Raw genomic sequence first — 23,158 nt, forward strand, 5'->3', positions numbered from 1 at the left:
CCGGTTGTCGGTGGCGGCGGCTAGGGTCGTCACACAGACGTTCTATCGACGGCGACCTGGGGGAGGTCCGGATGAGCTCGCCGAACTGCCTGGTCGCCAACGACTGGATCTGCGCGGAGTATCTGCGCACCCGCAGCGAGGAGCTGACCGACGCCCTGGTCCAGCACATCGGCCTCACCGCCGCCTCGGTGGCCGTCGCGCTGCTCGTCGCCGTGCCGCTGGCCCTCCTCGTCCGGGCCCGGCCCCGGCTGGCCGCCCCGGTCCTCGGGCTGACCACCCTGCTCTACACGGTGCCGTCGCTCGCCATGTTCTCGCTGCTGCTGCCCGTCTTCGGGCTCTCCTCCGCGCTCGTCGTCACCGGCCTGGTGCTGTACGCGCTGACGATCCTGGTGCGCAACACGCTGGCCGGGCTCGAAGCCGTCCCCGCAGAGACCCGGGAGGCCGCCCGCGGCCTCGGCTTCGGCCGCTGGCGGCTGCTCTGGCAGGTCGAACTGCCGCTCGCGCTGCCGGTCCTGATGGCCGGCGTCCGGATGGCCACGGTCTCCACGATCGCGCTCACCACCGTCGGCTCGGTCGTCGGCCGCGGCGGCCTCGGCAACCTCATCGAGGACGCCCTGCCCACCTTCTTCAAGGCGCAGGTGCTCGCCGCCTCCGTGCTGTGCGTCCTGCTCGCCGTCGTCGCCGACCTGCTGCTCCTGGGCGTCCAGCGGCTGCTCACGCCCTGGTCACGGGCCCAGGGCGCGCCGGGGGGTGGGTGAGGTGGGGGTCGTGACGGACGCGTGGACCTGGCTCACCACCGGCGCGCACTGGACCGGCGAGGAGGGCATCGGCGCGCGCCTCGCCGAGCACGCGTACGTGAGCGTGCTGGCGCTGCTGATCGCCGGAGCCGTCGCGCTGCCGCTCGGGCTGTGGCTCGGCCACCTCGGGCGCGGCGGCGGGCTGGCGGTCAACGTGTCGAACGTGGGGCGGGCGGTCCCGGTCTTCGCGGTCCTCGCCCTCTTCATGGTCTCCCCGCTGCGGAACGCGGGCCATGTGCCGACCGTGACCGCCCTGGTCCTCTTCGCGATACCGCCGCTGCTGACCAACGCGTACGTGGGCGTGCGCGAGGTCGACCGGGCGGCCGTCCGGGCCGCCCGGGGCATGGGGATGACGGGCGGCCAGGTCTTCCGCCGGGTGGAACTGCCGCTGGCCGCCCCGGTGGTGATGACCGGGATCCGCTCCGCCGCCGTGCAGGTGGTCGCCACCGCGACCATCGCCGCCATGGTCGGCCAGGGCGGCCTCGGCCGGATCATCACCGCCGGCTTCGCGCTCTACGACACCGCGCAGGTGGTCGCGGGGGCCGTCCTGGTGGCGCTGCTGGCGCTCGTGGTCGAGGGCGTGCTGGTCGGTCTCGACCGGCTGCTCGTGCCCCGGCCCCCTCGGACTTGACGTATCTCGACACCGAAAGCGAAGGACCGATCTCGTGAACAGGATCTCGCGCGCCACGGGCGCGCTGCTGGGCGCCGCCGCGCTGGCCGTCTCGCTCGCCGCGTGCGGCGGCGACAGCCTGGAGAAGGGCAAGGAGCAGACCTCGGGGGGCACCGGCGGCGACAAGGGCTCCCTGGTCGTGGGCGCGGCCGGCTTCACCGAGTCGAAGGTGCTCGCCGAGCTCTACGCGCAGCTGCTGCGCGACGCGGGCTACTCGGTCTCGGTCACCACCGTGAAGAACCGGGAGCTGTACGAGCCCGCCCTGGAGAAGGGCGAGATCGACGTCGTACCGGAATACGCGGCGACGCTCGCGGAATTCCTCAACGCGAAGGCGAACGGCCCGAAGGCGCCCGAGGAGAAGCCGGTCGCCTCCGGTGACGTGAAGGCCACCGTGGACGCGCTGCGGAAGCTCGCGGAACCGCGCGGGCTGAAGGTCCTGGAAGCCGGGGAGGCGGTCGACCAGAACGCCTTCGCGGTCTCGAAGGAATTCGCCGAGAAGAACAAGCTGAAGACCCTTTCCGATCTCGGCGCGGCGAAGCTGAAGGTGAAGATCGCGGCGGGTGACGAATGCGCGGTCCGTCCCTTCTGCGCCCCCGGTCTGAAGAAGACCTACGGCATCGACGTGGCGGGCATCGACCCCAAGGGCGTCGGTACGCCGCAGGCCAAGCAGGCCGTCAAGGACGGGGTGGACCAGCTGGTCCTGACGACCACCACGGACGCCACGGTGGAGAGTTTCGGCCTGGTCTTCCTGGAGGACGACAAGCACCTTCAGAACGCGGACAACGTGCTGCCGGTGGTGAACGCGAAGGAGGCCGGGGCACCCGAGGTCACCACCGCCCTCGACAAGATCACCAAGGTGCTGACCACAGCGGATCTCGCCGAACTCAACCGGAAGGTCGACGCCGAGCGGGCCAAGATCGAGGACGTCGCCGCCGCCTATCTGAAGGAGAAGGGGCTGGTCGGCAAGTAGTCGTCGGAGAGGGGAAGTCGGCCCGAAGCGGAAGCGGAACGCGGTCTCACCGATTCCGTTGTCGAGAAGTGGCCAAGAGATTGCCGGGCCGACCCCCCACACCGTGCCTACGCACGGTAAATTTCAGGCCATGCCACGTGGACGCCACCGTCATTCCCCGCCTCTGCACAAGCTGATGCCGCCCTCCGCGGTCGCCGGCGCCGCGGCCGTGTGCGCCGCGGCCGCCTGGATCCCCGGGGAACTCGTGGTCGTGCGGCTGCTCGCCGCCGCGGCGGCGGCCGCCGCCGTCGCCGGTGCCGTCCTCATGCGCGGCTGGGACCGCAGCGCCGGCCGCCAGGTCGCCGAGCTGGCCCGCGCCCGCACCGCCGACCAGTGGAAGGCCGAGGAGCGCCTCGCCGAACTGGAGGCGGACCTGGAGGAGTCCCGCGCCCTGCGCATCCGCCTGGACGCCAAGCTCCGCGCCAAGCGCGTCGAACTGGCCGGGCTGCGCGGCGAGCACGCCGACCTGCTGCGCCGCTACGCCACCGCCGAGACCGAGCGCGCCAGCGCCCTGGAGGGCCGCCGCGTCCTGGCCCAGGCCGCCGAAGACGCCCCCAAGGAGCTGCCCGCCGCCGGTTCGACGCCCACCCCGGAGGCGTACCGCCGCGCCGCCGAGGCCCTGCGCGACCTGTCGCGCAACGCCGCCGCCCAGCAGGCCCGCCGCACCGCCGAGGCGGCCCGCGCCCGCGACCTCGCCGAGCGCGCCGCCGAGACCGAGGAGCCGCGCGGCCGGCACGCCGCCGCTGAGCAGCACGCCCGCCCGGACGCCCAGGACGGCCCCGACGGCTCCGACGGCCAGGACGCCCCGGCCGGACCGGCCGCCCTCGGCCCTTCCGCGGCCCCCGCGAAGGCGCTGCCCCCGGCGGCCGCTCCGGCCCAGGACCGGGCCCCGGCGGTCCCGGCGGCCAGCGCGATCGTCCCGTACGCGGCCCGCCGTCCCGTCCAGCGCACCGAGGGCGGCTTCGACTTCTTCGGCACGCAGAAGGCGGCCATCGAGGCCGTCCAGGACACCGACCTCGCCGACGTGGTGGGCGAGGAGGTCCTGGAGGAGGCCCGCGCGGCCGCCGCCCGGCCCACGCTCGTCACCCCGGGCGGCCCGCAGGGCCCGGCCCTGACCACGGTCCCCGCCTCCGCCGCCGTCGAGCGGCCCGAGGCGCGCGCGGACGAGCAGCCGACCGGCGACGAGCCCGTCGTGGTCCGCCCCTCCGCCGCCGGCCCGATCGGCCAGGTCATCGACCTGACCGCGCACGACGAGACCGAGCAGCTCGACCTCGCCGAGCTGCGCGGCGCCGTCAACCAGTGACCCACGGCATCGGCCTCCTCCTCCCGGAGGAGGCACGGGCCCGCCGCGACGAGCTGATCGCCCTGTGCGCCCAGGCGTTCGGCGCCGCCCCCTGGCACGAGCCGCCGCTCGGCGCCGTACGGACCGCGGACCGGCTCGTCGACTCCGCCGCGCGGCGCACAGACTTCCACGCGGTCGCCGCCCTCGACGAGGACGGCGCCCTCCGCGGCCTCGCCGCCGGCTGGACCGACACCGTCCTCTCCGGCGACGCCCCCGCCTTCGAGCTCGCCGAACTCGTCGTCGCCCCCGCCCACCAGGGCCGCGGCCTCGGCCGGGCCCTCCACGACGCCCTGCTGACCGGAGCGCCCGGGCCCGCGCTGCTGATGACCCTCGACGTGCCGGAGCTGACGGACCGGTACGCGCGCTGGGGCTGGACGGTCGTCGACCGCCGCCGCCCCGACCGGGAGGAACGCGACTACGTGGTGATGGGCCGGCCCTGAGGGCCGGCCCGCGCGGTCACTTGTCGATGTCGCCGACGACGAAGAAGAACGACCCCAGGATCGCGACCATGTCCGCGACCAGCGCCCCCGGCAGCAGCTCCACCAGCGCCTGGATGTTGTTGTACGAGGCCGAGCGCAGCTTCAGCCGGTACGGGGTCTTCTCGCCCTTCGACACCAGGTAGTAGCCGTTCAGCCCCAGCGGGTTCTCGGTCCACGCGTACGTGTGCCCCTCCGGAGCCTTCAGCACCTTCGGGAGCCGCTGGTTGACCGGCCCCTGCGGCAGCTCGGCCAGCCGGTCCAGACAGGCGTTCGCCAGCTCCAGGGAGTTGTGCGTCTGCTCCAGGAGGCACTCGAAGCGGGCCAGGCAGTCGCCCTCCTCGCGGACCACCACCCGCAGGGTGTCCTGGAGCTCCCCGTAGGCCAGGTACGGCTCGTCGCGCCGCAGGTCGAAGTCGACGCCGGAGGCGCGGGCGATCGGCCCGGACACCCCGAAGGCGTGCACGGTCTGCGGGCTCAGGACGCCCACCCCGCGCGTGCGGGCCCGGAAGATCTCGTTGCCGAGGACCAGCCGGTCGTACACGTCCATCCGCGACCGCACGTCCGCGACCGCCTGCCGGGCCCTGCCGGGCCAGCCCGCCGGCAGGTCCTCCTTGAGGCCGCCGACCCGGTTGAACATGTAGTGCATCCGGCCGCCGGAGACCTCCTCCATCACCGTCTGGAGCTCCTCGCGCTCCCGGAAGGCGTGGAAGACGGGCGTGATCCCGCCCAGCTCCAGCGGGTAGGAGCCCAGGAACATCAGATGGTTGAGGACCCGGTTCAGCTCCGCGAGCAGCGTCCGCAGCCAGACGGCCCGCTCCGGCACCTCCATGCCGAGCATCCGCTCGACGCCCATCACCACACCGAGCTCGTTGGAGAAGGCCGAGAGCCAGTCGTGGCGGTTGGCCAGCATCACGATCTGGCGGTAGTCACGCGCCTCGAAGAGCTTCTCCGCGCCGCGGTGCATGTAGCCCACGACCGGCTCGGCGTGCCGGATCACCTCGCCGTCGAGCACGAGCCGCAGCCGGAGCACGCCGTGCGTGGAGGGGTGCTGCGGGCCGATGTTCAGCACCATGTCGGTGCTCTCCGCCGCGCCGCCGATGCCGACCGTGGTCTCCGTCATGCCGGACAGTATCCCCCGCCGCGCACCCCTCCGACGGGCCAGGCCCCAGCCTGTGGACAACCCACCGCCCGACCCCCGCCTGTGGACGAACCGCCCGCCAGACCCCTGCCCCCTGTGGACGACACGGCGACCGCCGGACCCCCGGAAAGCCCCCTCACACCCGCTGGCTCAGCCACAGGAAGTCGCCCAGACCACCGCGCGCGGTCAGCTCGGCCGCCTCCCCGGCGGCGGACAGCGCCCGCACGTACGCCGCCGGATCGGTCGACGCCAGGGCCAGCGGCGGCCGGCCGCCGGAGATCCCCAGCCTGTGCAGCGCCTCCCGCTGGGTCGTCACCTCCGCCGGCACGCGCGCGTGCACCGCCGCCGCGCAGGCGTCCAGGGCCACGTGGGAGGTGAGGTCCCCGGTGCCGTCCGGGACCGGGGCGACCTCGCGGCCCGCCCGGAAGCCGGTCAGCGTGCCGAAGGGCGGCCGGGAGTCCCGTACGTGCCCGTAGTCCACGGCCACCGCCAGACCCGCCGCGAGCGAACCGACCGCCGCCGCCCACGCCTCGTCCCGGGGCCGGCCGATCTCCGCCCGCCCGCCCGGCCCGGACAGCGGCCACCAGCGGGCCAGCCACTCCGCGTCCGGCCCGCTGACCGGGGCGCCCAGCCGCTCCGTACCGTCGGCGCGGACCTCCACGTACCGGACCGCCCCGTCCTCGTCCGCCTCGGCGACGTCCACCGGCACGTTGTCCAGCCACTCGTTCGCGAACAGCAGACCGCGCGCCCCCTCCGGCGGCCGGCCCGTCCACTCCACCCGGGGGTCGAGCCCCTCCGGTCGGGCGGCCCGCTCCACCGCGTACGCCCGCACCCGCAGCCCCGCCGGGACCGCCGCGAGCACCCCGGCCGTCAGCTCGCCCCGGCCCGCGCCCATGTCCACCAGGGCGACCTCGTCGGTCCCCAGCTCCTCCGCCGTCGCGGCCAGCAGCCGGGCCACCGCCGCCGCGAAGAGCGGCGAGGCGTGCACCGAGGTGCGGAAGTGGCCCGCGGGGCCCTCGGGGCGCAGGAAGAAGCCCCCGGGGCCGTACAGCGCCCGCTCCGTCGCCTCCCGCCAGCCCAGCCAGCCTCGCCGGCCCCCCAGCTCCCGTCCGTCCTCCGGAGGCCGCCCCGCCCCGTCCGTACTGCCCGTCCCGCCCGTCTCGCCCGTCACGTCATCCGTCACGCGCCCCAGTCTCCACCCCGGGGTGTACGGGTCCCGCCGCAAGGATCGACCGCTCGGTTGATCCCCCACCCGTGCCCTTTCCCTACTCTGGGTTACGTGCAGCGTCTCTACGACTTCCTCCGCAGCCACCCGACGGGCGTCGACGTCTTCTGGGCCGTCGTCCTCCTCGGGTTCTCCGCGCTGTGGATCGGGACGACGTATCCGCCCCTCGGCCAGGTCCCCGCCCACGGAGTGATCGCCGTGCTCTTCTCCCTGGTCGTCGCCCTGCGGCGGCGGGCACCGGAGCGGATGCTGCTCCTGGCCGTCGCCCTCGGCGTCGTCCAGCTGGTCCTCGGCATCGCGCCGTACATGGCGGATTTCGCCATGCTCGTCGTGATCTTCACCGTCGCCGCCCACGACGGCCCCCGGTGGGCCTCCCGGCTCGCCCTGGTCGGCGGACTGTGCGCGGCCCCGCTCTCCCAGCTGAGATGGCCCCTGGAGGAGACGGTCTCGGTGCCCGGCCGGGTCTTCTTCACGGTGATCATGGCCGTGCCGTTCGCCCTCGCCTGGGTCCTCGGCGACTCGCTGCGCACCCGCCGCGCCTACTTCGCCCAGCTGGAGGAGAAGGCCGCCCGGCTGGAGCGCGAGCGGGAGGCGCAGGCCAAGGTCGCGGTGGCCGCCGAGCGGGCCCGGATCGCCCGCGAGCTCCACGACGTCGTCGCGCACAACGTGTCCGTGATGGTGGTGCAGGCCGACGGCGCCGCGTACGTCATGGACTCCTCCCCGGAGACCGCCAAGCAGGCCCTGGAGACCATCTCCACCACCGGCCGGCAGGCGCTCGCCGAGATGCGCCGGCTGCTCGGCATCCTGCGCACCGGCGAGCATCGGGAGGCGGGGGAGTACGTGCCGCAGCCCGACGTGGAGCAGATCGAGGAGCTCGTCGAGCAGGTCAGGGGCGCGGGGCTCACCGTCGACCTCACCGTCGAGGGCACCCCGCGCGAGCTGCCCACCGGCGTCGGGCTGACCGCCTACCGGATCGTCCAGGAAGCCCTCACCAACACCCGCAAGCACGGCGGCCCCGACGTCGGCGCCAGCGTCCGGCTCGTCTACTTCGACGACGGCCTCGGCCTGCTCGTCGAGGACGACGGCCGGGGGGCGCCCCAGGAGATGTACGAGGACGGCGGCGCCGACGGGCGCGGCCACGGTCTCATCGGCATGCGGGAGCGGGTCGGCATGGTGGGCGGCACCCTGGACGCGGGCCCGCGCCCGGGCGGGGGCTTCCGGATCAGTGCCCTGCTGCCGCTCAAGCCCGCACACTGAGAGCCTGAGCTCCGTCCCCACTCACCGAAGGAACCGCATGTCCATCCGCGTGATGCTCGTCGACGACCAGGTGCTCCTCCGCACCGGTTTCCGCATGGTGCTGGCCGCCCAGCCGGACATGGAGGTCGTGGCGGAGGCGGGCGACGGGGCGGAGGCCCTGGAGGTGCTGCGGACCACCGAGGTCGACGTGGTCCTGATGGACGTCCGGATGCCGCGCCTCGACGGGGTGGAGGCGACCCGCCGGATCTGCGCGGTCCCCGACGCCCCGAAGGTGCTCATCCTGACCACCTTCGACCTCGACGAGTACGCCTTCTCCGGCCTGAAGGCGGGCGCGAGCGGCTTCATGCTGAAGGACGTGCCGCCGGGCGAGCTGCTGGGCGCGATCCGCTCGGTGCACAGCGGTGACGCCGTCGTCGCCCCGTCGACCACCCGCCGCCTCCTCGACCGCTTCTCCCCGATGCTCCCGTCCTCCGGACGGGAGTCGGAGCACCGCGAGGTGGAGAAGCTGACCGAGCGCGAGCGCGAGGTCATGCTCCTGGTCGCCCAGGGCCTCTCCAACGGCGAGATCGCCGCCCGTCTCGTCCTCTCGGAGGCGACGGTCAAGACCCACGTGGGCCGCATCCTCACCAAGCTGGGCCTCCGCGACCGCGTCCAGGTCGTCGTCCTCGCGTACGAGACGGGCCTGGTCCGCGCGGGCGGCGGCGCGAAGGGCTGACCGGCCGGGCCGCCCCCGGCTCAGCGCAGCACCGACTCCAGGAAGTCGCTGCCCAGGCGGGCGACGACGGAGAAGTCGAGCTGGTGGAGGACGTAGCGGCCCCGGCGGCGGGTGGTGAGCAGACCCGCCTTGCGGAGGACGGCGAGGTGGCGCGAGACCTCGGGGGCGGTGATGCCGTACGCGTCGGCCAGCTCGCTCGTCGAGTACGGGCCGCGCGCCAGGCTCCGGCACATGCGCATCCGCACCGGGTGGGCGAGCGCCTCCAGCCGGAGCCGTACGGTCTCCACGGACTCCAGGCCGCCGACCTCGCGGCTCGCCGCCGGGTACATGATCACCGGCTGCCAGCCGGGTGAGTACAGGGCGATGAGGTGCGGCCGGCCGAAGGCGCTCGGCACCAGCGTGAGGGCTCCGGCCCGGGCGTCCGCGCGGGCCTCCATCAGCTTGTCGACGACGATCCGGGTGCCGTCCCGGTCCTCCTCCAGGCTCAGCGCCCGGGAGGCGTCCGCGAGGGCCTCGGCCAGACCCTTGTGGCGCATCAGCTCCGTCTTGTGGCGGGCGTCGGCGGCGAGCTGCACCCGGAGCCGCCGCCAGGTGTCGGCGAAGAACGCCTCGTCGCAGTCCTCCATGAGACGCCGGATCCACGCGCGCGTGGAGGTGGGCGCGGCGAGCATCCGCTCGACGAACGCGGCCTGGCGCGGGCCGCGCGCGGCGGCCAGGTCCAGGGCCCGCCGCGCGGACCGCTCGTCGACCAGCGGGGAGGGTATGCAGCCCCGGGCGTAGAGCGGGCTGCACGAGATCTCCAGGGCGGCGCCGACGAACTTCTCGTCGTCCATGCGGTCGAGGTCGTCGAGCTCCTCGGCCAGGGTCTCCCGGGGCCGCGCGGGCAGCAGGAAGTCCGAGCGGGTCGACCGCCACATGAAGTCGGCTTCCAGGAGCCGGTCGGCGAGGCCGGGTTCGAGCGAGGCGCTGGTCGCCGTCGCCCACGCGTGGTGGCCGGGATGGTGGCCCGGCTCGGCGAGGACGTGCACGGCGTTGCCGAGTTCGGCCAGCGGCGAGGGGCTGAAGACGATCCGCTCGGGCGGCACTCCGGTGATGTCGATGGTCACGCTCACGCCCCCATGGTGCGGGATGCCCCGGGGAGCCCGTCGCTCCGATTGACGAGGCCCGTCAATCGGAGCGCGGGCGCGGCGGGCGCGGGCCCAGGGTGAAGCCATGGACGCGCTGCAACAGCACCTCTTCGACAGCTACCGGGCCGCGCGGCTCGGCGAGCCCGCGCCGCCCGCACCCGCGACCTGGCCGTGCTGCGGGAGCTCCGCGACCACCGCCGCTTCGAGCGGGTGGTGGCCGGCCGCCCCGCCACCGGCCGCCTCGGTACGGCCCTGACCCGGTTGGTGGCGCGCCTCAGCGGGCGACGAGCGCCAGGAAGTCCCGTACGGCCGTCCTGACGTCCTCGGCGGTCCACTCCAGGCCCGCGGCCGCCACCGTCACCTCGGTCACCGCGACGCCCGGCGGGCCGCCCGCGCCCGGGGCGGACCAGCGGCGGAAGAGACAGGTCCCGGTCCGCTCGGTCTGGGCGAGCGCGGCCGCCGTGAGGACGTCCGGCTCGTACGGGAGCCACACCTGGAACTGGTGGGTGTGCGGCACCTCCGGATGCACCCGGAACCAGCCGGGACCGCCTGCCCCACCGCCCGTCCGGCCTTCCGCCCCACCTCCCGGGCCGCCTTCCGCCCCGCCGCCCGCCTCCGCGAGCGCCTCGCGCAGTGCGTCGGCCACCACGCGCGCGTGCGCCACGTACGAGGGCAGCCGGGGCAGCTCGGCGTCCAGGCCGCGCAGCGCGGAGAGCGCGACCGGGTACTGCTGGAAGAGCTGCCCTCCGTAGCGGTGCAGCCAGACCCGGGCCTCCGCCACCAGCTCCTCGGGCCCGGCGAGCGCGGCCCCGGACATGCCGTCGAGGGACTTGTAGAACGAGACGTACACGCTGTCCGCGAGCCCGGCGATCTCCGGGAGCGGGCGGCCGAAGTGGGCCGTGGTCTCCCACAGCCGGGCCCCGTCGAAGTGGACCACCGCGTCCCGCTCCCTGGCCGCCTCGACCGTCGCGGTCAGCTCTTCCCAGGACGGCAGTACGAAGCCCGCGTCCCGCAGCGGCAGCTCCAGCATCAGCGTCCCGAAGGGCTCCGGGTGGTCCCGTACCTCCTCGGCGGTCGGCAGCCGGGGCGCGTCCGTCGGGTGCACCGTCCGCAGCCCCGACACGGCCCCGAGCGCGCCCTCCTCGTGGACCTCGGGGTGGGCGAGCGGGTGGAGCGCGACGACCGGACTGCCGGTGCGCCCCGCCCAGCAGCGCAGCGCCACCTGCTGGGCCATGGTCCCGGTGGGGAAGAAGACGGCGGCGGGCATGCCCAGCTCCGCGGCGATCCGCTCCTCCAGGACCTCCACCAGACCGTCGCCGTACACGTCGAGCGCCGCGTCCGCGAGGCCCGCGGCGTCCGCCCAGTCGGCGAGCGCGCGCAGCCGGCCGCCGACCGTGCCCTCCACGGACGGGCGCCAGAGCGAGCGGGCGGCCCCGCCCCACACCTGGGCCCGGTACCGCCGCGCTGCACCCTCGTCCGGCGCCGCCGCCGGAGCCTCGCCGATCGTCGTCCCGGCACCCTCGCCGGTCACCCCGCCGGTCACCCCACCGGTCGGCTCGCCAGTCACCTCACCGGGCGTCTCCGGTGGCAGTTCATCCACATCCATGGACAGATCATCACACCGTCACCCGCACCACCGCCTGTGGCCTGTGGACAGCCAGGGGGAGGGACGAAACGCTGGCGTAGCATGACCAGAAATCGTCCGGTACCCGCCGAGGACTGGAACGGAAGGCCGTACCCACCGTGAACGCACCAGCAGCGCCAGAGCCCAGGGCCGAGGACCGACCCGCCCGGCTCACCGTCGGAGTCGTCGGCGCGGGCCGCGTCGGCCCCGCCCTCGCCGCCTCCCTCCAGCTCGCGGGACACCGCCCCGTCGCCGTCTCCGCGGTCTCCGACGCCTCCCGCCGCCGCGCCGCGGACCTGCTGCCGGACGTGCCCGTGGTGGAGCCCGCGCGCGTGCTCGCGCTCGCCGACCTGGTCCTGCTCACCGTCCCCGACGACGCCCTGCCGGGCCTCGTCGAAGGACTCGCCGGGACCGGCGCCGTCCGGCCCGGACAGCTGATCGTCCACACCTCCGGGCGGTACGGCGCCCGCGTCCTGGACCCGGCCCGCCGCGCGGGCGCGCTCCCGCTGGCCCTGCACCCGGCGATGACCTTCACCGGCACCGCCGTCGACGTGCAGCGGCTGGCCGGCTGCTCCTTCGGGGTGACCGCGCCCGAGGAGCTGCGGCTCGCCGCCGAGGCGCTCGTCATCGAGATGGGCGGGGAGCCCGAGTGGATCGCCGAGGAGGCCCGGCCGCTCTACCACGCGGCCCTCGCCCTCGGCGCGAACCACCTGGTCACCCTGGTGGCCCAGTCGATGGAGCTGCTCCGCACGGCCGGCGTCGCCGCCCCCGACCGGATGCTCGGCCCCCTCCTGGGCGCCGCCTTGGACAACGCCCTGCGGTCCGGCGACGCGGCCCTGACCGGCCCCGTCGCGCGCGGCGACGCCGGCACGGTCGCCGCCCATGTCGCCGAGCTCCGCAAGCACGCACCCGGCACCGTCGCCGGCTACCTGGCGATGGCCCGTACGACCGCCGACCGGGCGCTCGCGCACGGCCTGCTCAAGCCCGAGCTGGCCCAGGACCTGCTGGGTGTCCTGGCCGCCGACCCCGCCGAGACGACCGGCCCCGCAGACACGACCGGCCCCGCCGACGGGCCGCGAGGAGACGACCGATGAGCCTGACCGACCGGAAGAGCCCCGGGCGCCACGCGCCCGCGGAGCTGGTCTCCACGGTCGCGGAGCTGGCACGCGCGCGTGCCGGCTTCGGCGGCGAGCCGGGGCGCAACGCCGTCGTCATGACCATGGGCGCCCTCCACGAGGGCCACGCCACCCTGATCCGCGCCGCCCGCGAGCGGGTCGGCACGGACGGCTTCGTCGTCGTCACCGTCTTCGTCAACCCGCTCCAGTTCGGCGCGGGCGAGGACCTCGACCGCTACCCGCGCACCCTCGACGCCGACCTGGAACTGGCCTTCGCCGCCGGTGCCAGTGCCGTCTTCGCACCCTCCGTCGACGAGGTCTACCCCGGCGGGCAGCCCCAGGTCCGGATCACCGCGGGCCCCATGGGCGAGCTCCTGGAGGGCGCCTCCCGGCCCGGGCACTTCGACGGCGTCCTCACCGTCGTCGCCAAGCTGCTCCACCTCACCGGGCCCGACCTGGCCTTTTTCGGCCAGAAGGACGCCCAGCAGCTGGCCGTCATCCGCCGCATGGCGCGGGACCTGAACTTCCCGGTCGAGATCGTCGGCGTCCCGACCGTCCGCGAGACCGACGGCCTCGCCCTGTCGAGCCGCAACCGCTACCTGTCGGCCCCCGAGCGGCGCACCGCGCTCGCCCTGTCCCGGGCCCTGTTCGCCGCCCGCGACCGGCTCGCCGCGCAGGAGGCGCTGCACGCGCGTGCCGTCTCCCTGCCCGGAGCCCAGGGGCGGGCCGAGAACCGCGCCGAGGCGCTGTCCCGGATCGGCGAGGCCCGGGCCGCCGCCGACGCACACGCGGTCGCGCAGGCCGCCGACGGCGGCGGCGCCGAGGCCGTCCGGGCGGCGGCGCGGACCGTCCTGGACGAGGCCGCCAAGGCCGAGCCGCCGCTCGTCCTCGACTACCTGGCCCTGATCGACCCGGCCGACTTCACCGAGGTCGAGGACGCCCACCGGGGCGAGGCGATCCTCGCGCTCGCCGCGCGCGTGGGCGCCACCCGGCTCATCGACAACATCCCGCTGACCTTCGGAGCCACCCAGGGAGCCGCCTCGTGACCGGAATACGGCTGCACGCCCCCGAGCCCGGCTGGGCCATCGACGCCGACGTCGTCGTGGTCGGCTCCGGAGTCGCCGGACTGACCGCCGCCCTGCGCTGCACCGCCGCCGGGCTCCGTACGGTCGTCGTCACCAAGGCCAGCCTCGACGACGGCTCCACCCGCTGGGCCCAGGGCGGCATCGCCGCCGCGCTCGGCGAGGGCGACACCCCCGGCCAGCACCTCGACGACACCCTCGTCGCCGGTGCCGGGCTCTGCGACGAGCCGGCCGTCCGCCTCCTCGTCACCGAGGGCCCGGACGCCGTCCGCCGCCTGATGGCCACCGGCGCCGACTTCGACCGCGACGACGACGGCGAGATCGCCCTCACCCGCGAGGGCGGCCACCACCGCCGCCGGATCGCCCACGCGGGCGGCGACGCGACCGGCGCGGAGATCTCCCGCGCCCTGGTCGAGGCCATCCGCGAGCGGGGAGTCCGCACGATCGAGAACGCGCTCGTCCTCGACCTCCTCAAGGACGACGAGGGCCGCACGGCCGGCGTCACCCTGCACGTCATGGGCGAGGGCCAGCACGACGGCGTCGGCGCCGTCCGCGCCCCCGCCGTGGTCCTCGCCACCGGCGGCATGGGCCAGGTCTACTCGGCCACCACCAACCCGTCCGTCTCCACCGGCGACGGCGTCGCCCTCGCCCTGCGCGCCGGCGCCGAGGTCTCCGACCTGGAGTTCGTGCAGTTCCACCCGACGGTGCTCTTCCTCGGCGCGGGCGCCGAGGGCCAGCAGCCGCTGGTCTCCGAGGCGGTACGCGGCGAGGGCGCCCACCTGGTGGACGTGGACGGCGTCCGCTTCATGCTCGGGCAGCACGAGCTGGCCGAGCTGGCGCCCCGGGACATCGTCGCCAAGGCGATCACCCGCCGCATGCAGGAGCAGGGCGCCGAGCACATGTACCTGGACGCCCGGCACTTCGGCGCCGCGATGTGGGAGCACCGCTTCCCGACGATCCTCGCCGCCTGCCGGGCGCACGGCATCGACCCGGTCACCGACCCCATCCCGGTCGCCCCGGCCGCCCACTACGCCTCCGGCGGCATCCGCACCGACCTGCGCGGCCGCACCACCGTCCCCGGCCTGTACGCGTGCGGGGAGGTCGCCTGCACCGGCGTGCACGGCGCCAACCGGCTCGCCTCGAACTCGCTCCTGGAGGGCCTGGTCTTCGCCGAGCGGATCGCCGCCGACATCGCGGAGCACGGCCCGCACCGCGAGGGCGTGCGGCTGGCGGAGGCCGAGCCGAGGGTGCTGACCCTGCTCGCACCCGAGGTCCGCCGGGAGATCCAGCGGATCATGACCCGGGACGCGGGCGTGCTGCGCTCCGCCTCCAGCCTGACGGCCGCCGCCGACGCCCTCGAAGCGCTCCGCCAGGACGCCGAGGAGGAGCGCAAGGCCGCCGAGCCGGGCGTCGACTCCTGGGAGACCACCAACCTGCTGTGCGTGGCCCGGGTCCTGGCCGCGGCCGCCCTGGCCCGCGAGGAGACCCGGGGCTGCCACTGGCGTGAGGACCGCCCCGACCGGGACGACGAGCGGTGGCGCCGCCACCTGGTCGTCCGCCTCACGCCCGACCGCCGGCCGGTGGTGCGCACCACCGAGACCGCGGACTTTCCGCCCGTAACCCCCGAAGCCCCCAGGGAGCCGCAGCCGTGAGCACGCCCGAGGAAGCCCGTCCCGAGCCCGTGGACGTCCCTCTCATCCAGATCAGCTCGTACGAGGAGTCCGGCGGCTGCGGCGACGGCTGCGGCTGCGGCGGCGGCGAGGAGGAGTACGAGTGCGGGCTCGACCCCGCGCTCGCCCAGCTGCTCGCCGACGCCGGCCTCGACCCCGTACAGGTCGAGGACATCGCCCACCTGGCGATCGCCGAGGACCTCGACGGCGGCGTGGACGTGACGACCGTGGCGACCGTCCCCGAGGACGCTGTCGCGACCGCCGACTTCGTGGCCCGGGAGGCCGGCGTGGTCGCCGGTCTGCGGGTGGCGGAGGCGGTCCTGTCGATCGTCTGCACCGAGGAGTTCGAGGTCGAGCGGCACCGCGAGGACGGCGAGCGCGTCGAGCCCGGCGACCTGCTGCTCAGCGTCACCGCCCGCACCCGCGACCTGCTCACCGGCGAGCGCAGCGCGCTGAACCTCCTGTGCCGCCTCTCCGGCATCGCCACCGCCACGCGCGCGTGGGCGGACGCCCTGGAGGGCACGAAGGCCAAGGTCCGCGACACCCGCAAGACGACGGCGGGCCTGCGCGCCCTGGAGAAGTACGCGGTCCGCTGCGGCGGCGGCGTCAACCACCGGATGTCGCTGTCGGACGCGGCCCTGGTGAAGGACAACCACGTGGTGGCGGCCGGTGGCGTCGCCGAGGCGTTCAAGGCCGTTCGGGAGGCGTTCCCCGAGGTGCCGATCGAGGTCGAGGTCGACACCATGCACCAGGTCCGCGAGGTCCTGGCCGCGGGCGCCGACCTGATCCTGCTGGACAACTTCACCCCGGACGAGACCGGCGAGGCGGTGGCCCTGGTCGCCGGCCGCGCGGTCCTGGAGTCCTCCGGCCGCCTCACGCTGGAGAACGCGGCGGCGTACGCGGCGACCGGCGTGGACTACCTGGCGGTGGGCGGCCTCACGCACTCCTCCCCGATCCTCGACATCGGCCTGGACCTGCGCGAGGTGGGCGGCTGATGCTGCTCACCATCGACGTCGGCAACACGCACACGGTCCTCGGGCTCTTCGACGGCGAGGAGATCGTCGAGCACTGGCGGATCTCCACGGATCCCAGCAGGACCGCCGACGAGATGGCGGTCCTGCTCCAGGGCCTGATGGGCATGCACCCGCTGCTCGGCGCCGAGCTGAGCGACGGCATCGAGGGGATCGCGATCTGCGCGACCGTCCCCTCGGTGCTGCACGAGCTGCGCGAGGTGACCCGCCGCTACTACGGGGACGTGCCGGCGGTCCTCGTGGAGCCCGGCGTGAAGACGGGCGTGCCGATCCTCACCGACAACCCGAAGGAGGTCGGCGCCGACCGCATCATCAACGCGGTCGCGGCGGTCGAGCTCTACGGCGGCCCGGCCATCGTGGTCGACTTCGGCACGGCGACCACGTACGACGCGGTCACCGCGCGCGGGGAGTACGCGGGCGGCGCGATCGCCCCCGGCATCGAGATCTCGGTCGAGGCGCTCGGCGTGAAGGGCGCGATGCTCCGCAAGATCGAGCTGGTCCGGCCGCGCGGCGTGATCGGGAAGAACACGGTCGAGGCCATGCAGTCCGGCATCGTCTTCGGCTACGCGGGCCAGGTCGACGGCGTCGTCGCCCGGATGAAGCGCGAGCTGGTCGGCCCGAAGGGCGACCCCTCGGACGTCACCGTGATCGCCACCGGCGGCCTCGCTCCGATGGTCCTGCGGGACTCGGCGGAGATCGACCGGCACGAGCCCTGGCTGACGCTGATCGGTCTGCGCCTGGTCTACGAGCGGAACGTCTCCCGGATGTGACGGCGGGCGGGGAATCCGCAGGTGAGGGGGTGTCCGTGGGCCGACGCGCCGGATGATCGCTAAGCGAAATTTGTCCGATTAGCGCGTATCGTCGGCCCATGCCCACGCCATACGGATCCCGCGGCGGCATGGCGTTCAGCGCGGACGAGCTGCGTGTGCTCCGACGCGCCCTCGCCAACGCCCTCCATCCCGCCCCCCTCCCGGACGAGGACGTCCGCGACGCCCTCCGCCTGGCCGATTCCGTGGACGAGGCCGTGCACGAGGCGGGCCGGCTGCGCGCCTTCCTCCTCGCCGACCTGGTCCGCTACCGCGAGACCCTCCCCGGCTCGCTCACCGGCTACCTGGACCTCCTGGAGGACGCCCTGGCCGGCGGGTACGACCCCGGGGCCGACGACCTCGCCGCCCTGCGCGCCCTGCGCGGCAACCCCGCGGCCGCCCGGCTGCTCGACCGCTGCCAGGTCCTCGCCGAGCGCTCCGTGCGGGCCCGCCTCGCGCGGGTCTCCCAGGCCACCGCGAGCACCCCCGCCGCCGCCTCCCGGGCCCGGCTGCTCGCCCTGCCCGGCGGCCGCGCGGCCGACGAGCCCCGGCCGAAGCCGCCCTCGCCCGCCCCCGCCGAGCGCCCGGTGCCCAAGCCCTCCGAGGTCTTCCCGCCACGCCGCCGCCCGGTACCCCCGCCCCCGCCCGAGGAACGGGCCGCGGGCTAGCTACCCTGGTCGCCATGGACTACGTATCCGCGCTTTTGCCCCCCGTCGTGATGGCTGCGTTCTTCATCGCCCTCATCGTCGTGATCGTGAAGACCCAGGGCGGCCCGAACAAGGCCAAGGAGGACGCGGTCGTCGACGCCGCGCTCGCGCGCGCGGAGGCCGCCCGCCAGGCGGACGGCTCCGGCTCGTAGAACCCGCGCTCGTAGAACCCGCGCTCGTAGGACCCGCGAGACCCTGAGGGGCGTACGACCATCTACGGTCGTGCGCCCCTTTTGTCACGCTCTGGACGCGCCTGTCTCGCTCTGGACGCGCTTCAGGGATCAATAGCCCTTATTTCCGGTATCTCCCACTAGGGTGAGCCTGTGCCGCGCCCCTTGGGAGAACTCGAAGACGCCGTCATGACGCGCATCTGGCAATGGAACCGCCCGGTGACCGTCCGGGAAGTCCTGGAAGACCTCCAGCAGGAACGCTCCATCGCCTACACCACCGTCATGACCGTCCTGGACAATCTCCATCAGAAGGGCTGGGTGCGCCGGGAAGTCGAAGGCCGCGCCTATCGATATACCGCGGTCTCCACCCGAGCCGCCTACTCGGCCGCACTGATGAACGACGCATGGGCGCAGAGCGACAACCCCGCGGCCGCCCTGGTCGCCTTCTTCGGGATGATGTCCCCGGAACAGCGCGAGTCCCTCGGCGACGCCATCCGGATCGTCCAGCCCGACAACCCGATCCCCACCGCGCCGGAGGAGGGCGGCGGGGAACCGGCGGCCTCCTAGCGGTACCGTCCCCCCATGTCGAAAGCCGTCACCGTCCGCCGTGCCCGCACTTCCGACGTCGCCGCGGTGCGACGTCTGCTCGACCCCTACGCGCGCCGCGGCATCCTGCTCGACAAGGCGACGGTGACGCTTTACGAGGACATCCAGGAGTTCTGGGTCGCGGAACGCGACGCGGACGCGGAGGTCGTCGGAGTCGGCGCCCTGCACGTCATGTGGGAAGACCTCGCGGAAGTCCGTACGCTCGCCGTCGATCCCGAGTTCAAGGGCGCCGGCGTCGGACATCAGCTGCTCGGCAAGTTGTTGGACACCGCACGCTGGCTGGGTGTCCGCCGGGTTTTCTGTCTCACCTTCGAAGTGGACTTCTTCGCGAAGCACGGCTTCGTCGAGATCGGTGAGACCCCGGTCGACGGAGATGTCTACAGCGAGCTCCTCCGTTCCTATGACGAGGGTGTCGCCGAGTTCCTCGGTCTCGAACGAGTGAAGCCGAACACCTTGGGCAACAGCCGGATGCTTCTGCACCTGTGACCGTATCCCCGACGGAACCCCGGTGGAACCCTATGTCCGAATCGCGCATGTTTCCCGCGTTGCCGGGGATCTGAACCTCTCCCAGGGGTTTGTGTTTTTCCGGGAAAAGCGGTTTCCTTTCCGCGTACTGCATTTTCGATGAAAGGAAATCCGGTGGCACAGAAGGTTCAGGTCCTTCTTGTCGACGACCTCGACGGCGTCGAGGCGGACGAGACGGTGACGTTCGCGCTGGACGGCAAGACCTACGAGATCGACCTCACCACCGCCAACGCGGACAAGCTCCGTGGCCTGCTCGAGCCGTACACCACGAGCGGGCGCCGCACCGGCGGCCGCACCACCGCGGGCCGCGGCAAGGGCCGCGTGGCCGCCTCCGGCAGCCAGGACACGGCGAAGATCCGCGCCTGGGCCAAGGAGAACGGCATGGAGGTCAACGACCGCGGCCGCGTCCCCGCCCACGTCAAGGCGGCCTACGAGGACGCGAACCGCTGAGGCGTCCCCCGCTGAGCCACCGGCCGTCCGGCCCGGGCGCTCAGCAGCCGCAGCCGGTGGCACTCCACCGCGGCCGCGGCCACCAGGCGCGTCAGACACGGGGCCTCCGCACGGCCCCACGGCCCGGACCGCGGAGCCGGCAGCGAGGACTCCACCTCGCGCCCCGGCTCGGGGGCCCGCAGCCACACGGCACCCGGCGCGCCGGATCCGCCCCGCCCCGGAGGCGGGGGAGCGGTCATCCGGCCGTCGGCGCCCAGCGCCACGAGATCCAGTGAGATCCCGCCCCACTCCAGCCACTCCAGCAGTCCCGGCAGCTCCTCCGCGCTCCCCGCGGCCACCAGGAGCCGCATCCGGCGCCCCAGCAGCGCCACAGGACCGGTCGCCGCACCGACCCGGCGCAGCACCCCCCGGCCGGCCGCGGCGGGCAGTTCCAGCACGTCGAAGCGGAGCCCCGTCACCAGCTGCACCGGCGGGCCCGGCACCGTCGCCCACCCGAGCTCCCGCTCGTACCAGAGCGCGAGCGCCCGTCCGCCGTCGAGCGGCGAGCGGGGAAACGGGACGGTGAAGGCCATGCCGGGGGAACTCCCGGGGGGCCGGGTTGGTTACGGCCCCGGGCGCCACCGGTGACGTAACGTTCCGGTCCGGGGACCCGAGGTGTCCGGTAATGGGGCGTACGAGCGCATTCGACGGCGCCACTCTGTTCGCTGGTAGCGGAGGGACCCCGGGTGTGCCGCATGGAGTGTCGGACCCTACGGGTAAGACATTCCTAGTGGAGAGGGGTGACCCGTACGGCCGGGCCGTCTCACGTTCGCCATCGGCGTACTCAAGGCGGGGGTAACTACTTGGCCTGCGGGAACATCGTCTCGCACCATCGAGTTGGAGCATTTGTCGGCTGTTCGGCAGCGGGACACCCCACGGACAAGGGGGTGATCCGGACGGATGTCGGCAGTTGGAATGAGCGGTCCCCGCTTGCGGGACTAAGCTGCGGAAGGACAGGGAGGGGATCGACCCCTAACTGACTGACCGCTCTGAGGAGCGATTAACGATGTTCGAGAGGTTCACCGACCGCGCGCGGCGGGTTGTCGTCCTGGCTCAGGAAGAAGCCCGGATGCTCAACCACAACTACATCGGCACCGAGCACATCCTTCTGGGCCTTATCCACGAGGGTGAGGGTGTCGCCGCTAAGGCCCTGGAGAGCCTCGGGATTTCGCTCGAGGCGGTCCGCCAGCAGGTGGAGGAGATCATCGGCCAGGGCCAGCAGGCCCCGTCCGGTCACATCCCCTTCACCCCTCGTGCCAAGAAGGTCCTGGAGCTCTCGCTCCGCGAGGCCCTCCAGCTCGGCCACAACTACATCGGCACCGAGCACATCCTGCTCGGCCTGATCCGCGAGGGCGAGGGCGTCGCCGCCCAGGTCCTCGTGAAGCTGGGCGCCGATCTCAACCGGGTGCGGCAGCAGGTCATCCAGCTGCTCTCCGGTTACCAGGGCAAGGAAGCCGCCACCGCGGGCGGCCCTGCCGAGGGCACCCCCTCGACGTCCCTGGTCCTCGACCAGTTCGGCCGCAACCTCACCCAGGCGGCCCGCGAATCCAAGCTCGACCCGGTCATCGGGCGCGAGAAGGAGATCGAGCGGGTCATGCAGGTGCTGTCCCGCCGCACCAAGAACAACCCGGTCCTCATCGGCGAGCCCGGCGTCGGCAAGACCGCCGTCGTCGAGGGACTGGCGCAGGCCATCGTCAAGGGCGAGGTGCCCGAGACCCTCAAGGACAAGCACCTCTACACCCTGGACCTCGGCGCGCTGGTCGCCGGCTCCCGCTACCGCGGTGACTTCGAGGAGCGCCTGAAGAAGGTCCTCAAGGAGATCCGCACCCGCGGCGACATCATCCTGTTCATCGACGAGCTCCACACCCTCGTGGGTGCGGGCGCCGCCGAGGGCGCGATCGACGCCGCCAGCATCCTCAAGCCGATGCTGGCCCGCGGTGAGCTCCAGACCATCGGTGCCACCACGCTCGACGAGTACCGCAAGTACCTGGAGAAGGACGCCGCGCTGGAGCGCCGCTTCCAGCCCATCCAGGTCGCCGAGCCGTCGCTGCCGCACACCATCGAGATCCTCAAGGGTCTGCGCGACCGGTACGAGGCCCACCACCGCGTCTCCATCACCGACGAGGCCCTCGTCCAGGCCGCGACGCTGGCCGACCGGTACATCTCGGACCGCTTCCTCCCGGACAAGGCGATCGACCTGATCGACGAGGCCGGCTCCCGGATGCGCATCCGCCGGATGACCGCGCCGCCGGACCTCCGCGAGTTCGACGAGAAGATCGCCGGCGTCCGCCGCGACAAGGAGTCCGCGATCGACTCGCAGGACTTCGAGAAGGCCGCGTCCCTGCGCGACAAGGAGAAGCAGCTCCTCGCCGCGAAGGCCAAGCGGGAGAAGGAGTGGAAGGCCGGCGACATGGACGTCGTCGCCGAGGTCGACGGCGAGCTGATCGCCGAGGTCCTCGCGACCGCCACCGGCATCCCGGTCTTCAAGCTGACCGAGGAGGAGTCCTCGCGTCTGCTCCGCATGGAGGACGAGCTCCACAAGCGCGTCATCGGCCAGAAGGACGCCGTCATCGGCCTCTCGCGTGCGATCCGTCGTACGCGTGCCGGTCTGAAGGACCCGAAGCGTCCCGGCGGCTCGTTCATCTTCGCCGGTCCGTCCGGTGTCGGTAAGACCGAGCTTTCGAAGGCGCTCGCCGAATTCCTCTTCGGCGACGAGGACGCGATGATCTCCCTCGACATGTCGGAGTTCAGCGAGAAGCACACCGTTTCCCGCCTCTTCGGTTCGCCGCCCGGATACGTCGGCTACGAAGAGGGCGGCCAGCTCACCGAGAAGGTGCGCCGCAAGCCGTTCTCCGTCGTCCTCTTCGACGAGGTCGAGAAGGCCCACCCCGATATCTTCAATTCCCTGCTCCAGATCCTGGAGGACGGTCGCCTGACCGACTCCCAGGGCCGGGTCGTGGACTTCAAGAACACGGTCATCATCATGACGACCAACCTCGGGACCAGGGACATCTCGAAGGGCTTCAACCTGGGCTTCGCCGCCCAGGGCGACACGAAGTCCAACTACGAGCGGATGAAGGCGAAGGTCAGCGAGGAGCTGAAGCAGCACTTCCGCCCCGAGTTCCTCAACCGTGTGGACGACGTCATCGTCTTCCCGCAGCTGACCCAGGACGACATCCTCCAGATCGTCGACCTGATGATCGGCCGCGTGGACGAGCGCCTCAAGGACCGGGACATGGGCATCGAGCTCTCCCAGTCCGCGAAGGAGCTGCTGGCGAAGAAGGGCTACGACCCGGTTCTCGGCGCGCGCCCGCTGCGCCGGACGATCCAGCGCGAGATCGAGGACACCCTCTCGGAGAAGATCCTCTTCGGCGACCTCCGCCCCGGCCACATCGTGGTCGTGGACACGGAGGGCGAGGGCGAGGAGCGCAAGTTCACCTTCCGCGGCGAGGAGAAGGCGGCCCTGCCGGACGCCCCGCCGGTCGCGGCGGGCGAGACGGGCCCGAACCTGTCGAAGGACGCGTAAGCGGTAGAGGCACGAAAAGGGGCGGCCCCGGAACCATCGGTTCCGGGG

The 23,158-nt window shown here is 73.4% G+C and carries 24 protein-coding genes; 19 read left to right on the forward strand and 5 right to left on the reverse strand.

The genetic code is table 11. From position 1 onward, the window contains the following. The first annotated feature begins 71 nt into the window (after positions 1 to 71). From ACFXMG_RS37245 to ACFXMG_RS37265, 5 genes are all read left to right on the forward strand, one after another. Positions 72 to 758, forward strand: a complete 687-nt coding sequence (locus ACFXMG_RS37245; protein ID WP_383827794.1) for an ABC transporter permease — start codon at positions 72 to 74, stop codon at positions 756 to 758. A 1-nt stretch (position 759) separates the two neighbouring features. After that, complete coding sequence (locus ACFXMG_RS37250; RefSeq protein ID WP_383827796.1) at positions 760 to 1,428, forward strand: ABC transporter permease; 669 nt, start codon at positions 760 to 762, stop codon at positions 1,426 to 1,428. 34 nt (positions 1,429 to 1,462) lie between these two features. After that, positions 1,463 to 2,437: an ABC transporter substrate-binding protein gene (locus tag ACFXMG_RS37255; protein ID WP_383827798.1), complete on the forward strand. Its 975-nt coding sequence runs from the start codon at positions 1,463 to 1,465 to the stop codon at positions 2,435 to 2,437. A gap of 130 nt (positions 2,438 to 2,567) precedes the next feature. Next, the gene (locus tag ACFXMG_RS37260) at positions 2,568 to 3,779 is read left to right on the forward strand and encodes a hypothetical protein (protein ID WP_383827800.1); all 1,212 of its coding nucleotides are present in this window, start codon (positions 2,568 to 2,570) and stop codon (positions 3,777 to 3,779) included. Then, positions 3,776 to 4,258: a GNAT family N-acetyltransferase gene (locus tag ACFXMG_RS37265; protein WP_383827801.1), complete on the forward strand. Its 483-nt coding sequence runs from the start codon at positions 3,776 to 3,778 to the stop codon at positions 4,256 to 4,258. The genes ACFXMG_RS37260 and ACFXMG_RS37265 overlap by 4 nt, the downstream gene beginning before the upstream one ends. A 16-nt stretch (positions 4,259 to 4,274) precedes the next feature. Here ACFXMG_RS37265 and ACFXMG_RS37270 read toward each other — a convergent pair whose 3' ends face one another. Then, positions 4,275 to 5,417, reverse strand: a complete 1,143-nt coding sequence (locus ACFXMG_RS37270) for an NADH-quinone oxidoreductase subunit D (protein ID WP_383827803.1) — start codon at positions 5,415 to 5,417, stop codon at positions 4,275 to 4,277. A gap of 154 nt (positions 5,418 to 5,571) precedes the next feature. Next, positions 5,572 to 6,537 carry an SAM-dependent methyltransferase gene (locus ACFXMG_RS37275; protein WP_383827833.1) on the reverse strand — a complete coding sequence of 322 codons (966 nt, stop codon included), beginning with the start codon at positions 6,535 to 6,537 and terminating at the stop codon, positions 5,572 to 5,574. A 177-nt stretch (positions 6,538 to 6,714) separates the two neighbouring features. On the opposite strand from ACFXMG_RS37275, the gene ACFXMG_RS37280 reads away from it, so the two are divergent. Next, positions 6,715 to 7,917 carry a sensor histidine kinase gene (locus ACFXMG_RS37280; protein ID WP_383827805.1) on the forward strand — a complete coding sequence of 401 codons (1,203 nt, stop codon included), beginning with the start codon at positions 6,715 to 6,717 and terminating at the stop codon, positions 7,915 to 7,917. 37 nt (positions 7,918 to 7,954) lie between these two features. Then, positions 7,955 to 8,632 (forward strand): response regulator, encoded by a 678-nt coding sequence (locus ACFXMG_RS37285; RefSeq protein ID WP_383827807.1) that lies wholly within the window; start codon positions 7,955 to 7,957, stop codon positions 8,630 to 8,632. Positions 8,633 to 8,652: 20 nt separating this feature from the next. Here the strand turns inward: ACFXMG_RS37285 and ACFXMG_RS37290 are convergent, their stop codons facing one another. Continuing rightward, positions 8,653 to 9,744: a DUF5937 family protein gene (locus ACFXMG_RS37290; RefSeq protein WP_383827809.1), complete on the reverse strand. Its 1,092-nt coding sequence runs from the start codon at positions 9,742 to 9,744 to the stop codon at positions 8,653 to 8,655. Between the two features lie 100 nt (positions 9,745 to 9,844). Between ACFXMG_RS37290 and ACFXMG_RS37295 the strand changes: the two genes are divergently transcribed. Then, positions 9,845 to 10,015 (forward strand): hypothetical protein, encoded by a 171-nt coding sequence (locus tag ACFXMG_RS37295; RefSeq protein WP_383827811.1) that lies wholly within the window; start codon positions 9,845 to 9,847, stop codon positions 10,013 to 10,015. Between the two features lie 18 nt (positions 10,016 to 10,033). On the opposite strand, the gene ACFXMG_RS37300 is transcribed toward ACFXMG_RS37295, so the two are convergent. After that, positions 10,034 to 11,365: a threonine aldolase family protein gene (locus tag ACFXMG_RS37300; RefSeq protein ID WP_383827813.1), complete on the reverse strand. Its 1,332-nt coding sequence runs from the start codon at positions 11,363 to 11,365 to the stop codon at positions 10,034 to 10,036. A 137-nt stretch (positions 11,366 to 11,502) separates the two neighbouring features. Here ACFXMG_RS37300 and ACFXMG_RS37305 point away from each other — a divergent pair, with 137 nt between their 5' ends. The 10 genes from ACFXMG_RS37305 to ACFXMG_RS37350 all read left to right on the forward strand — a co-directional run bounded on the left by ACFXMG_RS37305 (position 11,503) and on the right by ACFXMG_RS37350 (position 19,545). Beyond that, positions 11,503 to 12,477: a Rossmann-like and DUF2520 domain-containing protein gene (locus ACFXMG_RS37305; RefSeq protein ID WP_383827815.1), complete on the forward strand. Its 975-nt coding sequence runs from the start codon at positions 11,503 to 11,505 to the stop codon at positions 12,475 to 12,477. Further along, complete coding sequence (gene panC, locus ACFXMG_RS37310; protein ID WP_383827817.1) at positions 12,474 to 13,544, forward strand: pantoate--beta-alanine ligase; 1,071 nt, start codon at positions 12,474 to 12,476, stop codon at positions 13,542 to 13,544. Before ACFXMG_RS37305 ends, panC begins: the two co-directional genes overlap by 4 nt. Beyond that, a complete protein-coding gene (locus ACFXMG_RS37315) occupies positions 13,541 to 15,232 on the forward strand; it encodes an L-aspartate oxidase (protein ID WP_383827819.1) in 1,692 nt (563 codons plus the stop codon). The genes panC and ACFXMG_RS37315 overlap by 4 nt, the downstream gene beginning before the upstream one ends. Next, complete coding sequence (nadC, locus tag ACFXMG_RS37320) at positions 15,229 to 16,245, forward strand: carboxylating nicotinate-nucleotide diphosphorylase (protein ID WP_383827821.1); 1,017 nt, start codon at positions 15,229 to 15,231, stop codon at positions 16,243 to 16,245. Before ACFXMG_RS37315 ends, nadC begins: the two co-directional genes overlap by 4 nt. Next, on the forward strand, positions 16,245 to 17,051 hold the full coding sequence (locus ACFXMG_RS37325; protein WP_189849191.1) for a type III pantothenate kinase: 807 nt from the start codon (positions 16,245 to 16,247) through the stop codon (positions 17,049 to 17,051). The genes nadC and ACFXMG_RS37325 overlap by 1 nt, the downstream gene beginning before the upstream one ends. 128 nt (positions 17,052 to 17,179) lie before the next feature. Beyond that, entirely contained in the window at positions 17,180 to 17,755 is a 576-nt protein-coding gene (locus ACFXMG_RS37330) for a hypothetical protein (RefSeq protein ID WP_383827835.1), read from the forward strand. A 14-nt stretch (positions 17,756 to 17,769) separates the two neighbouring features. Then, a complete protein-coding gene (locus ACFXMG_RS37335; protein ID WP_383827824.1) occupies positions 17,770 to 17,946 on the forward strand; it encodes a hypothetical protein in 177 nt (58 codons plus the stop codon). A gap of 171 nt (positions 17,947 to 18,117) precedes the next feature. Continuing rightward, on the forward strand, positions 18,118 to 18,531 hold the full coding sequence (locus tag ACFXMG_RS37340) for a BlaI/MecI/CopY family transcriptional regulator (protein ID WP_383827826.1): 414 nt from the start codon (positions 18,118 to 18,120) through the stop codon (positions 18,529 to 18,531). A gap of 15 nt (positions 18,532 to 18,546) precedes the next feature. Next, entirely contained in the window at positions 18,547 to 19,056 is a 510-nt protein-coding gene (locus ACFXMG_RS37345; RefSeq protein WP_383827828.1) for an amino-acid N-acetyltransferase, read from the forward strand. Between the two features lie 153 nt (positions 19,057 to 19,209). Further along, positions 19,210 to 19,545: an Lsr2 family protein gene (locus tag ACFXMG_RS37350; protein ID WP_383827829.1), complete on the forward strand. Its 336-nt coding sequence runs from the start codon at positions 19,210 to 19,212 to the stop codon at positions 19,543 to 19,545. Here the strand turns inward: ACFXMG_RS37350 and ACFXMG_RS37355 are convergent. Beyond that, entirely contained in the window at positions 19,524 to 20,117 is a 594-nt protein-coding gene (locus ACFXMG_RS37355; RefSeq protein WP_383827831.1) for an SCO3374 family protein, read from the reverse strand. The genes ACFXMG_RS37350 and ACFXMG_RS37355 overlap by 22 nt on opposite strands. 473 nt (positions 20,118 to 20,590) lie before the next feature. On the opposite strand from ACFXMG_RS37355, the gene ACFXMG_RS37360 reads away from it, so the two are divergent. Continuing rightward, positions 20,591 to 23,110 carry an ATP-dependent Clp protease ATP-binding subunit gene (locus ACFXMG_RS37360; protein ID WP_360318299.1) on the forward strand — a complete coding sequence of 840 codons (2,520 nt, stop codon included), beginning with the start codon at positions 20,591 to 20,593 and terminating at the stop codon, positions 23,108 to 23,110. The last annotated feature ends 48 nt before the right edge of the window (positions 23,111 to 23,158 follow it).

Source organism: Streptomyces sp. NPDC059201 (genome assembly GCF_042754585.1).
Classification (GTDB): domain Bacteria; phylum Actinomycetota; class Actinomycetes; order Streptomycetales; family Streptomycetaceae; genus Streptomyces.